General features: G+C 43.2%; 12 protein-coding genes. 7 read left to right on the top strand and 5 right to left on the bottom strand.

Annotation, left to right across the window (positions count from 1 at the left end; translation table 11 throughout):
• The 5 genes from G561_RS15255 to G561_RS0112540 all read left to right on the top strand — a co-directional run.
• Positions 1-273: transposase (locus tag G561_RS15255; protein WP_028859868.1), on the top strand; the 273-nt coding region annotated here is incomplete at its 5' end.
• Positions 274-335: 62 nt separating this feature from the next.
• Positions 336-1,334: an EamA family transporter RarD gene (rarD, locus tag G561_RS0112555; RefSeq protein WP_028859867.1), complete on the top strand. Its 999-nt coding sequence runs from the start codon at positions 336-338 to the stop codon at positions 1,332-1,334.
• A gap of 228 nt (positions 1,335-1,562) precedes the next feature.
• On the top strand, positions 1,563-2,645 hold the full coding sequence (locus tag G561_RS0112550) for a bifunctional nicotinamide-nucleotide adenylyltransferase/Nudix hydroxylase (RefSeq protein ID WP_028859866.1): 1,083 nt from the start codon (positions 1,563-1,565) through the stop codon (positions 2,643-2,645).
• Positions 2,646-2,800: 155 nt separating this feature from the next.
• Positions 2,801-4,201, top strand: a complete 1,401-nt coding sequence (locus tag G561_RS0112545) for a nicotinate phosphoribosyltransferase (RefSeq protein ID WP_028859865.1) — start codon at positions 2,801-2,803, stop codon at positions 4,199-4,201.
• Positions 4,202-4,496: 295 nt separating this feature from the next.
• Positions 4,497-5,267, top strand: coding sequence for an SGNH/GDSL hydrolase family protein (locus G561_RS0112540; protein ID WP_028859864.1), 771 nt, complete (start codon positions 4,497-4,499; stop codon positions 5,265-5,267).
• Here the strand turns inward: G561_RS0112540 and G561_RS0112535 are convergent.
• The 3 genes from G561_RS0112535 to G561_RS0112525 all read right to left on the bottom strand — a co-directional run bounded on the left by G561_RS0112535 (position 5,264) and on the right by G561_RS0112525 (position 8,043).
• Entirely contained in the window at positions 5,264-5,734 is a 471-nt protein-coding gene (locus G561_RS0112535) for a DUF2127 domain-containing protein (protein ID WP_028859863.1), read from the bottom strand. The two genes, G561_RS0112540 and G561_RS0112535, sit on opposite strands and share 4 nt — an antisense overlap.
• Positions 5,727-6,878: a dihydroorotase gene (locus G561_RS0112530; protein ID WP_028859862.1), complete on the bottom strand. Its 1,152-nt coding sequence runs from the start codon at positions 6,876-6,878 to the stop codon at positions 5,727-5,729. The genes G561_RS0112535 and G561_RS0112530 overlap by 8 nt, the downstream gene beginning before the upstream one ends.
• Before the next feature lie 88 nt (positions 6,879-6,966).
• Positions 6,967-8,043: an aspartate carbamoyltransferase catalytic subunit gene (locus G561_RS0112525; protein ID WP_028859861.1), complete on the bottom strand. Its 1,077-nt coding sequence runs from the start codon at positions 8,041-8,043 to the stop codon at positions 6,967-6,969.
• 410 nt (positions 8,044-8,453) lie between these two features.
• Between G561_RS0112525 and G561_RS0112520 the strand changes: the two genes are divergently transcribed.
• Positions 8,454-9,479, top strand: coding sequence for a class 1 fructose-bisphosphatase (locus tag G561_RS0112520; RefSeq protein ID WP_028859860.1), 1,026 nt, complete (start codon positions 8,454-8,456; stop codon positions 9,477-9,479).
• 269 nt (positions 9,480-9,748) lie between these two features.
• Entirely contained in the window at positions 9,749-10,582 is an 834-nt protein-coding gene (locus tag G561_RS0112515; protein WP_037032464.1) for a TrmH family RNA methyltransferase, read from the top strand.
• Between the two features lie 105 nt (positions 10,583-10,687).
• On the opposite strand, the gene G561_RS0112510 is transcribed toward G561_RS0112515, so the two are convergent.
• Both G561_RS0112510 and tuf read right to left on the bottom strand, forming a co-directional pair.
• Complete coding sequence (locus tag G561_RS0112510; RefSeq protein ID WP_028859858.1) at positions 10,688-11,497, bottom strand: 2OG-Fe(II) oxygenase; 810 nt, start codon at positions 11,495-11,497, stop codon at positions 10,688-10,690.
• A gap of 277 nt (positions 11,498-11,774) precedes the next feature.
• Positions 11,775-12,743: elongation factor Tu (gene tuf / locus G561_RS0112505; protein WP_028858900.1), on the bottom strand; the 969-nt coding region annotated here is incomplete at its 5' end.

Raw genomic sequence — 12,743 nt, 5'->3', positions numbered from 1 at the left:
AAGGGTATTGATTTGCAAACACCGCTAAGACGCAATATGACAGATAATAGACCTAAGTCTGATGTTAATCGATTGATGCGTTATCGACGTAATATTGAGACTGTTATTGGTCAATTGTCTGACTGCTTTAATATACAGAAAGTACGTGCTAGAGATTTATGGCATTTGTCTCATCGTTTAACGCGTAAGATTCTGGCGCATAATTTCTTTTTTCTTTTTAATAAAAAACTTGGTACCCCGCCTCTTCAGTTTGAATTGCTAATAAAGTGTTGAGAGTGGGGTAAATATTTATAAAAATCTATGCTATCGGTATGCCTATTTTTATGGTGCATTGTATGTCTAAACAAGTTTCTACCACTAGAAGCAACCAGCCACTTGCTTCTTTGGGGTCTGCTAGTGACGCACAACAGCGTACAATGATTATGGGTGTCTTACTAGCAGTAGTCTCTAATTTTTTATTTGGTATCCTTTATTTTTATAGTAATTTATTACAGCCATTGACGGGTACTCAGGTCTTCATTTGGCGCATGCTGTCCATGTGGGTGGCCTTAGTAGCTTTTGTGGTAATAAGAGGCCGCTTAGGATACCACCTTAATATCCTGCGTAACCTAAAAACTGCCAAGCAGTGGGCTTGGCTGCTTATACCTACCCCCATATTTTTTAGTCAACTTTGGCTATTTATGTGGGCTCCGGTAAATGATCAAGGGGTGCAGGTGGCCATGGGCTACTTCTTATTCCCGCTGATGATGGTGCTGTTTGGCTATCTGTTTTTTGGTGAGCGATTATCCAAGCTACAGTGGCTGGCTGTGGGCTGCGCCCTAGTGGGCATTAGCCTAGAGATGATGCGTACTCAAAGCGTGTCTTGGGCAACACTTTGGGTCTGCGGCACTTACCCGATTTATTATATTATGCGTCGACTACAGGGCATTACCGCCATGACCGGTATGTTAGTAGACCTAACTTTATTTTTGCCCATCGCTTTGGGGTATATGCTGTTTGTGGCTCCTGAGAACTTAGCCTTTGTCATGGGCTCAAGCGTTCACTTCCTACTGGTTGTAAGCCTTGGTGTACTCAGTGTATTGGCACTAAAGACCAACTTGGATGCCAGTCAAATATTGCCGGTCAATGTGTTTGGAATGATGAGCTATCTTGAGCCAGTACTTCTATTTTTCTTAGCCATAACCGTCTTAGGTGATAGCTTTGAGATGGGCATGCTATACAGTTATGGTCTGATCTGGATTGGTATTATGTTCCTTATTGCGCATGGGGTTCGTCAGTTACGTGCCAATAGACGCAATAATAAACCTTGGATGAAAGGCGCTCGGGTTAGCTAAATATTAAACAAGCTATTGACTTTTATAGATTAAAAATACAAGCCCTTCTAAACAGTAGAAGGGCTTTTTTTAACCCCTTTTATACGTTTTACAACCTATTCATCATTGTTATTGTGAAGTCTAATGTGTCACTATAAACACCTTTATCATTAAATTTTAATCATAATATAATCACAAACGCATGGTTCAGCCACAAGGTTGAATGCTGGTATTTCTGGAGCTTCAAGAATGAGCGTGTTACCCGAACAAAGCCCAACTCAATCAGAAAATAAGTCTGATCATTTAAAGTCAAACGCCAATCGCCATTACAAATATTTAGTATTTATTGGTCGTTTTCAGCCCTTTCATAGGGGGCATAAAGCGGTAGTAGATGAGGCATTAAACAGAGCAGAAAATGTCATTATGTTAATCGGCTCAGCCAATATGCCCAGAAGCCTACGCAATCCATTCACTGTTGAAGAGCGCGCTCAGATGATTAAAAGGGCTTACTCAGCTGAAGATGCCGCTAGAATTCACTGTGTTGGTCTCGATGATGCTCTATATAATGACACCCGCTGGCTGCAGTATGTGCAAGCTTCTGTGAAGACCGTGACTCATGACTTGCGTGACGACATTGCGTTAATTGGTCACTCCAAAGACAGCTCATCTTACTACCTATCATTATTCCCAACTTGGGAGTCCGTCTCCGTTCCCAATTACAAAGATCTATCAGCGACCCCCATTCGTGAAGGTTATCTCATGGGCGCTACCCCAACTGGAGAGCGTACCCCTGTGTCAACACGTGAGGTTATGGAGGCTTTCAAACAAACTGAGGACTACCAGCACCTTCACGAGGAAGCGTGGTTCGTTGATGATTATATGAAGCAGTGGCGTGATGCCCCTTATCCACCTACCTTTATGACCGCTGACGCTTTAGTAGTACAGTCTGGTCATATCTTACTGGTAGAGCGTCGTAGCATGCCAGGCCGAGGCTTATGGGCACTACCTGGTGGATTTGTTGATCAAAAAGAAACCTTACTAGATGCCTGTATTCGTGAACTTGCTGAAGAAACCAAACTCGATGTTCCGCCCTCAGTATTATATGGCTCTCGTCATAGTCAGCATACCTTTGATGACCCTTACCGCTCATCAAGAGGTCGTACCATTACTCAAGTTTTTTACTTTAAACTAAAAAATGACCCTGAAGGCTTGCCTTGTGTACAAGGAGGAGATGATGCTGCCAAGGCTTTCTGGCTGCCTTTGGCTGAGCTGGATCCCAAAAAGATGTTTGAAGATCACTATGCCATTATTACTAAGATGGTAGGTCTGTGATGTTATTCTTGTTCTCCCCTACAGCCTGTTACAGTCAAGCCGATAGACGCTAAACCCTATTACGACATTTGAGGCTAATTTGGCTTTCTTATTTTTACCCTTAAAGCCTCAATACTTAGCCTAAATATCGTTTCATCAATCAAAGGATCTGTGTGATGTACACCAGTAATTTAAATAATTTAATTCTGAATTCTGACAGCTATAAAACTTCGCACTGGCTACAATATCCTCCAGGTAGCGAGTATATGTCAAGCTACGTCGAAGCCCGCAAAGGCGACTATGATGTGCTCTTTTTTGGATTACAAGCTTATATCAAAGAATATCTGAGCAAGCCTATAACCATTGCAGATATTGACGAGGCAGAGCAAGTCATTACCGCTCACGGCCTGCCCTTTAACCGCTCAGGTTGGGAGCGTCTGGTAGAGAAGCATGGTGGCAATCTACCGATTAGAATTCAAGCGGTGCCCGAGGGCAGCATTGTTCCTGTCTCAAATGTGGTGTGTCAGATTATCAATACCGATCCTGAGTTCTATTGGCTACCTAGCTATTTAGAGACTTCTTTATTGCGGGCTATTTGGTACCCCTCAACAGTATCAAGTTTATCTTATTACTGCAAAAACGTGATCAAGTCGGCATTGGAGAAGTCAGCTGATAGCCAAGCAGCCTTGCCCTTTAAGCTGCATGACTTTGGAGCACGTGGTGCGTCAAGCTTAGAATCTGTGGCTTTAGGTAGCTTGGCTCATTTAGTTAACTTCTCTGGCACTGACAGTATGACCGCTTTAGTTTCAGCCAGTCGCTGGTATGGCATGAGCGAGGAGATGCCTGCTTTCTCTATTCCCGCCGCAGAGCACAGCACCATGACTGCTTGGGGCCGTGAGCGTGAAAGCCAAGCCTATGCCAATATGCTAAATCAATTTGGGGGTGAGGGAAATACGGTGGCGGTGGTCTCGGACAGTTATGACCTATGGAACGCCATTGATAATATTTGGGGTGATGAGTTAAAGCAACAAATCGAAACCATGGGTGGCACTTTGGTTATCCGCCCTGACAGTGGTGATCCTGCTAAAGTTGTGCGTGAAGCCCTAGAGCGCTTATCAGTCAAATTTGGCTACAGCATAAACAGCAAAGGCTACAAAATTCTGCCGGATTATGTGCGCCTAATCCAAGGCGATGGTATTAGCCCGCAAAGCCTGGGCAAGATACTACAGACAGTTATGAAAGCTGGATTTAGTGCTGATAACGTTACATTCGGTATGGGTGGCGGCTTATTGCAGCAGGTGACCCGAGACACCATGAGCTGGGCCATGAAAGCCAGTGCAATCCAAATCGATGGCGAGTGGCAAGACATCTTCAAAGACCCCATCACCAGCCGCTCAAAACGCTCAAAAAAAGGACGTTTGGCGTTAGTGAAAGACCACCAGGGTAATCTAAGTACCATAAAAGAAGACAAGCTACAAAGCAGCGCCGACAACTTACTACGCGATGTGTTTGTTGATGGCAAGCTATTGATCGATGACAGCTTAACCACCATTCGTCAGCGTACTGGTAGTTGGTAAACTGGCATCTGATAAAATCTAGCCTATTACTTATAACTATCCGCTTCGTCATATTCTATGGCGAAGCTTTTTTCTATTAGTTTTTATTGGTTTTTCTTACTGGTGCTTTTCTTAAACTCGGATGCATAACCAGTTCAAAAAACCACCTAAAAAATAGGCTGCGCAACTATGGGTAATACTCTAGCCTGCAATATTGAAATGTATTACACTCATAACACCTAATACAGCCAGATAAACTATATAACAGCCAGATAAACTATATAACAGCCAAATAAACTATATAAAAGAAAAAACTATGATTCCTTTCCAACCAAAACACATCGCTTTAGCTCCAGTATATCTGTACCAAGGTATAAAGCTAAAAAAGACCGCTTTAAGACTGCCAGAAGCAGAAGGGGAACGTAGAGGACGTCTGTCTCTTGCTACCAAGGACAACCAATCACAAGATAAAAGCACACTCAATATCATGCTGCTAGGAGACTCCTCAGCTGCGGGCGTCGGAGTTAGCTCACAACAACAAGCACTTGCCGGCCAATTGCTTGAGCAACTGCAGCTGCTGCCACAAATTCAACAAAAATTCTCACAGCTAGAATGGTCGCTTCACGCTACTTCCGGTCATACCAGCTTTGATGCTCTGCGTAGGCTCTATGTGTTGCCCGCACCTGCTACCGCTGTGGACATCATGATAGTGATGGTTGGGGTCAATGACACCACAGCCAACGTCTCAACCAGCAAATGGGAGCAGCAGCTGCGCGAGATTATCGGATTAAGTAAGCGTAAATTTGGAGCGAAACAGATTATCTTTCCTTGTTTACCGCCAATGCAAGACATGCCCGCTATCCCCAGTCCCCTAAATAAGTTAATGGGGTACAAAACACAGATAATGAATGAGAAGTTGATTGAGGTTTGTGCTCACTATGAGCAGGTATTGGCTTTACAGATTAACCTTGAGAATAAAGAGTTACAAACTCAGAACTTCTTTGCTGAAGATGGCTTTCATCCCAACTCCGCCGCCTATTCGCTTTTGGCGACAAAATTAGCAAAAACCATTTCTGAGTTGGTTTAGATTAAGCCTTTACGGCGCATCTGTTTGTAGACCACCACCACTACCAGTACATTTAGTAGCAGTGTCGCTAGCTTTAACCAATCAAAGGGCCGAGCAAAGAGATAGTAAACTTCAGCGGGCAAAAAGATACCGTAGCCCAATACGCTAAACCAATAAGCCCAAGTTTTATCTGTCCATAAACCATAAGCTTCAATAAAGCGAAGACTGGCATAACCCAAAATTAATAATAAGAATAAAGTCCAGTTCTCTGACGCTTTGTGTGCCACTCGGGTAAGCGCTTCAACTTGGGTACTAAATAAAGTACCAAAATGTTGGACCCAAGCATGATTCGCCGACTCAATCCACAATGACACGTCATTATGCCAAGCCCATAAAGCAAGGGCAGTAATCACTGCCCCTATTCCTTTTATTAACTCATAAAAAGTGACTGCTTTAATGGAGCCACTAATTACAGTGGGCTCAGTCAAAATAAGTCTCCACCACCTTACCTTGTAAGGTTTGATTTAAGAAAGGCGTATTTTTACCTTTTGACAGCATACTGTCTCGGGTCAGCTGCCACTCTTGATTAGGATCAACCAATACCGCACCCCCAATTTCACGGTATTGCTCTTCAATACCTGCAATTCGTGCTGGGGCCAAACAGATTTTCTCCACCAATTGCTCAGGGGTTAGGATATTGTCCCGTACCAGTTTACAGGCAAGGCCCATGAAGGTATCAAAGTTTGAAATGCCTGGGGTCGACTCAGCAAAAGGGGCTTGTTTTGCAGTGTCATTTAAAGGCTCATGATGACTACAAATGGCATCGATAGTGCCGTCTTGTAAGCCTCTAATTAATGCTTTTTGATCCGTATTACTGCGTAGAGGCGGGATAACATAAGCTTGAGCATTAAACCCTTCTAAATCATCATCCGTCAAATGTAGCTGATGCATCGCCACATCACAAGTTACCGGCAAGCCTTGGGCTTTGGCTAAACGCATTAAACCGATAGAAGACTTACAGGTTAGTTGGCTGAAATGAGCTGAAATACCCGTCTCCTCTACCATCAATAGCTGGGTTGATAGCGCAACCGTCTCTGCCAACCAGGGAATACCTTGTAAACCGTGGAAAGAGGCAATATAACCTTCGTGAGCCACCCCACCAGCTGATAGGCTAGGCTCATTAGGGTAAAAAAATACTTTTAAACCAAAAGTAGCCGCATACTCTAAAGTGCGTAGCATTACTAAATCGTTGCTAAATGCACGCCCAGCATTAGTTACTGCAATACAGCCCCCTTTTTTAAGGCCAGCGACATTGGCTGGACGCTCCCCTTTTAACTCTGCAGTTAGTGCCCCTAAGATATGCAGGTAGATGCCACCATCTTGCTTGGCACGTTCTCTTAGGCCTTTTAGCAGTGATCCATTTTCTAAGACAGGAGTGGTGTCTGGCGGAGTAACCACGTGCAGGAATCCATTGGCACGAGCCGCATGACCTTCTGTTTCTAAGGTACCGTGCTGTTGTAGACCAGGCTCACGTAGCCGGGCACATAAATCAACCAATGGCGGTAGTAGCCAATGGTTCTCTTTGGCTTCGATATCGGGCTGGGTAAACTCTTTAGGCAATAAGTTAAGCATGATAAATCCAGTATTTTTTTGTATGAGAGATAGGGTTTCATTTATAGGCTGTAAGCATAAGCAAGGTTTATTCAGTAAAGCTCTGAACTTATAGTAAAGAGTGCAACGCTTGATATTCTCGCTGCCCTTGCACCGCCATAGCCAATACAGCCATACGAATGGCGATGCCATTGTTAACCTGTTTTAAAATTACGGATTGCGGACCATCAGCGACAGTTGAGGCAATCTCTACTCCCCTATTCATAGGCCCTGGGTGCATGACAATAGCGTCTGGCTTAGCCTTGGCCACACGTTCTGGGGTAATCCCATACTTTTTGAAGTATTCTCCTGATGCTGCCATCAATGGAGAGCCAATACGCTCATTTTGAATACGTAGCCCCATTAATACGTCACAATCAACCACGCCCTCATCGATATCCTCATAAACTTTCACCCCATAACGCTCAATCCCTTTTGGCAACAAAGTACGGGGAGCAATGACTCGAATTTCTTTTACCCCCAATATTTTTAGAGCCGCGATATCAGAGCGGGCCACACGCGAGTGCTTGATATCACCAATGATGGCCACCGTTAACTCCTCAAATGGACGCGGTGCCTCACGGTGAATGGTCAACATATCCAACATACCTTGAGTCGGATGAGCATGCCATCCGTCACCACCGTTAATAATGGCAATCTCAGGAGTTACTTCAGTGGCCATAAAGTGCGCTGCGCCAGAAGCTGAGTGACGCACCACAAATATGTCGGCGGTCATCGCTTGTAGATTCCATAAAGTATCACGTAGGCTCTCGCCTTTTTGAGTACTAGAGCGGGCAATATCAATATTTAACACGTTAGCACCCAGACGCTTTTCTGCCACTTCAAACGTGGTACGGGTACGGGTTGAAGGCTCAAAAAATAGGTTCATAACCGTACAGCCTTCAAGCTCAGGGCTATTAATCAATTGGCCATTGTCATCAAAAAAAGATTCAGCCTTAGCAATGATGGCTTTTAACTGGGCACGACTTAAGCCTTCAATACCCAAAAAATGACGGATACTACCGTTCTCATTTAATTGGGGTTTACTCAATGAGGCATTCAATCTTGCCGTTGTCGAGTCAAAATTAGCAGATAGGGCCGACTGTGACGAATGTCCAGTCTCAGATTTCTGTGTTGAGTCAGTCATGGCAGTTAGAGGTATCCTTTATGAGCAGATGGGTGATTGGGCGGTAAAACTAGGAGCAAACCTTATAAGATTGTACAATCCATTATCAGGATTATCATTTATATCGGCTATTATAGTTAACTTGCACAAGAAATATTGCATGGTTTTTGCTACACTTTGCGCAGACCCATTACTGCTAATTATACTCAGCAGTAGTAGACAGTCTTCAAGTCACTTTTTATACCAGAATAAAGTATAAGTGGCCGTCTTTGACCCTTATCATACTGGGTTACTAGAAGTTGGTATAGTTTAGCTGATTTACCGCCTTTCAAAAAGTGACCGTATTGACTTTCTCGTACTAAATTTATATAAAAAAATTTATTGATTGATACTATACACCCCTTCCCGACTTTTGGATAAAGGAATCCATAATGACTACGCTTAACGACTACTTCCAAAGCTACCTAGCCGCTACTTCTACAGACAGTAGCAGTGAAAAATCTGCTGTGATTGATGTGATCAAAACCATTACCACAGTGGGTAAAGAGATTACAGAGCTTTTACGCAAAGGCGCTTTGGCAGATATCCACGGCGAAGCCGGTGCTGAGAACGTTCAAGGTGAACAACAAAAGAAATTGGACGTTATTGCTAATGACCTATTATTAGACGCTTTAACTGCTAATAAACACTGTGCTGGTGTCGCTAGCGAAGAATTGGACGATGCTACCCCTGCCAATGAATCAGGTGAGCTTTTGGTTTTGTTTGACCCGCTAGATGGCTCATCAAACATTGATATCAATATGCCTACCGGTACCATCTTCTCAATCTTGCCTCATAGCAACAAAGGCCAAGTGGCAACAAACGCAGACTTCTTACAAAAAGGCACTGAGCAGTTGGCAGCCGGCTACTTGCTATACGGCTCATCAGCAATGATGGCATTCACCTTCTGTGAAGCCTTCGATACCAACAATGATGGAGTGGTCCTGTTTAGCTTAAACCCAACCACGGGTGAGTTTGAGCTGGTCAAAAAGAATATCTCTATTGATGCTGACACCAAAGAATATGCGATTAACGCTTCCAACGCGCGCCATTGGTTACCGCCAATGCAGCAGTATATTAACGAGTTGCTGGCAGGTACTACTGGCCCACGCGGCAAAAACTTTAACACCCGCTGGGTGGCTGCTATGGTGGGTGATGTGCATCGTATTTTATGCCGTGGTGGTATCTTTATTTATCCAAAAGACACCAAAGACCCAAACAAAGCTGGCAAGCTTCGCTTAATGTACGAAGCCAATCCTATGAGTCTGCTTATCGAGCGTGCAGGCGGCGCATCAACCGATGCCGTCAAGCGCATTATGGATTATGAGCCTACCGATATTCATCAACGTGTACCCGTTGTATTGGGCGCAAAAAATGAGGTTGAGCAGGTACGCAAACTGCATCAACAAGCTAATTAACGGTATTTTATTACCATTTTTTAGGGTTAATAGAGGCCAACCTAACTAGGTTTGGCCTTTTTTATTGCAAAACTGCATCATTTTATTGAATGCTAGGTGTGTTACCCTACACCCTATATGTTTGATCTTTTTAGTTAACTCTTTTTGTTAACCTTGTTTTATCAGCATTGTTTTATTAGCTTTGCTATTAACAACGCAGGGTAGCAACAAAATCCGGCCCGATGCGATCAACTCTATATATTTTAATATCCAAATCAAATGAGCAAATAATGACAGACACAATCAACAACAAATTTTCTAATAACCCAGTTATTACTTCAGAAAAAAACCCAACCGTGAAGTTAGCAAAAGCTTTGTTAACTCAATCACGCCAACGTAAAAAGGCAGGTCAGACTGTACTTGAAGGCGTACACCTTATAGAAGCTGCGCTGCAAGCCAACCACTTGCCGCAACAAATCATCATCTCTTATAGTGGCCTATCCCATCCTGAAGTTCAGGCGCTACTGGCTTCACTCAGTGAGCATAACCTGGATAATCGACTCACTGTGGTCAGTGACAGTGTTTATCAGAGTATTACTACTTTAGGTAATGGTGTGGAGATTATGGCCATTGTCGATGTGCCTGAGCACAATCTACATGCCTTAAAAGCACCTATTACCACAGATTGTTTGATCTTAAATGACGTACAAGACAATGGTAATGTGGGTACTCTGCTACGTACAGCTGCAGCAGTAGGCATCAAAAACATTATCTGTACCAAAGGCAGTGCCCAAGCTTGGTCACCAAAGACCATGCGTGCCGGTATGGGTGCTCAGTTTGGATTAACTATCTACGAGGGTATTGAGGCCGATGAAGTCTTGAGTTACTTGAGACTGCCTATCTATGCGACAAGCTCTCATACAGATAACATCATCTACAAACAAAACCTAAATCGCCCAGTAGCTTGGGTAATGGGGCATGAAGGTCAAGGCGTCTGTGATGTAATTATGCAGCAAGCAACCCCTGTGGCATTACCTCAGCCTAACGGTCAAGAAAGCCTAAATGTGGCCATTGCTGGTGCTTTATGTATGTATGAGACGCTTCGTCAGAGAGACTATAGTTAGACTATAGCTTAGCTGAAATCAACAGGCTACAGTGGCCCAAAATCTTTACATTAAAAAAGGCACCTTAGGTGCCTTTTTTATAGTCATCAAACCATGAAAATAACTTTAGACGTAGGGCTTTTCTCTTAGCCATTTGGTGGCTAAGTACTTAACCCCTTCGGTTACAGGGGTTCCTGCATGTAAAGTTAATTTATCAATCTGACCATTCAAATCAGTATTGGCAAAATATAGGGCGGTACCCATCTTTGGACGCACTTCAAAGTTTAAATTTGGAAATCGGGTCGAACCGCCAGCATCAACGTCCGATAAGTACATCAAAAAGGTGCCGAGTCGCTGTCCCCCTTTCTTAGTCACCACACTACTACTTTTTTTGGCTGGATCAAAGAAGTCGAAATGAGGACGGTATTCTCCGCCATCTTCATAGCGTAATACTTGTAATCCTTCTCCATTTTCAACCGGCCAATGTACTAACTCGGATATTCTGTTTTCGATGCTCTTAATTACCGGAATTTCACCACGTTGATAGCCAGTACTGGTGCTAGTTCGAGCATGATGTTCAACAAAAGTACCATCTTCGGGATTCACTACTCTTGAGGTCTTTAGCTTACTATCAGCATCATCAATTAAAGCCTGACATTCCTCAGGACTTAAAAAATTATTAATGACTGCAATAAATGGCTTATGACAGGTAAAAGTCAAAGAGACTTCTCTATCCATCAATTTGATGTGGTTATGTGAAATATCTATATAAGGTATTTGCAGGTTACTATTACTCTTATGGATCAATTCATAAGCAGCATCTACCCATCCTTTTTCAAATAAGCTAGCCGCCAATTTATTGGAAGGGACTCCTCTAGCTAGGTTATGTTTTAACCAGTCTTGCCAAGTTTTTTCTAGTTCCATTAGGGCACTCATTTACAATTCCTTTGTTTGAATTAGCTTAGTAATAGAAAACGACTTCGGTTAATGAGCTGATAAAGATCAAAAAAAATATATTCAGTTAGATTCGCTTCAATTAACCACTTTGAATTTCGTTATTATAAGAGCAATAGTACTTTAAAAATCGCAGTAAAAGCAAACCGTAGCTGACAGACTATTATAATCAATAGCAGGCAAATGCTCAGCACAAAAAAAAGACCCTCTCAAATGAGAGGGCCTTTTTCGCAAAATGCTGTACTACATTAAACTAAAATTAGTTTTTAACGTTAGCAACAACACCAGCACCTACAGTACGGCCACCTTCGCGAATTGCGAAACGTAAACCTTTGTCCATAGCGATTGGGTGGATTAGCTCTACGCTCATCTCAACGTTATCGCCTGGCATTACCATTTCAGTACCTTCTTGTAACGTGATTGCACCTGTTACGTCAGTAGTACGGAAGTAGAACTGTGGACGGTAACCATTTAAGAATGGAGTGTGACGACCACCTTCTTCTTTTGATAGTACGTATACTTCTGCGTCGAAGTTGGTGTGTGGAGTGATTGAACCTGGCTTAGCAAGTACTTGACCACGTTGTACGTCTTCACGCTTAGTACCACGTAATAGTACACCACAGTTCTCACCAGCACGACCTTCGTCTAGTAACTTACGGAACATCTCGATACCAGTACAAGTTGTTTTAACTGTGTCTTTGATACCAACGATTTCGATTTCGTCACCAACTTTGATGATACCAGATTCAACACGGCCTGTTACTACTGTACCACGACCTGAGATTGAGAATACGTCTTCGATTGGCATTAGGAATGGCTTATCGATGTCACGCTCTGGCTCTGGAATGTAAGTGTCTAGAGTGTTTAGTAGTTCGATAACTGCTGGCTCACCGTACTTACCGTCGTTACCATTTAACGCTTCTAAAGCTGAACCTTTGATGATTGGAGTGTCATCACCTGGGAAGTCGTAGTCTGAAAGTAATTCACGTACTTCCATTTCTACTAGCTCTAGTAACTCTTCGTCATCTACCATGTCACATTTGTTCATGAATACGATGATGTATGGTACACCAACCTGACGTGATAATAGGATGTGCTCACGTGTTTGTGGCATTGGACCGTCAGTTGCTGATACTACTAGAATAGCACCGTCCATCTGAGCCGCACCAGTAATCATGTTTTTAACATAGTCAGCGTGACCTGGGCAGTCTACGTGTGCGTAGTGACG

Source organism: Psychrobacter phenylpyruvicus DSM 7000 = NBRC 102152 (assembly GCF_000685805.1).
Classification (GTDB): Bacteria; Pseudomonadota; Gammaproteobacteria; order Pseudomonadales; family Moraxellaceae; genus Psychrobacter; species Psychrobacter phenylpyruvicus.
Note: the sequence above shows the minus strand (reverse complement) of the source record. Positions and strands in the feature narration are given on the sequence as shown.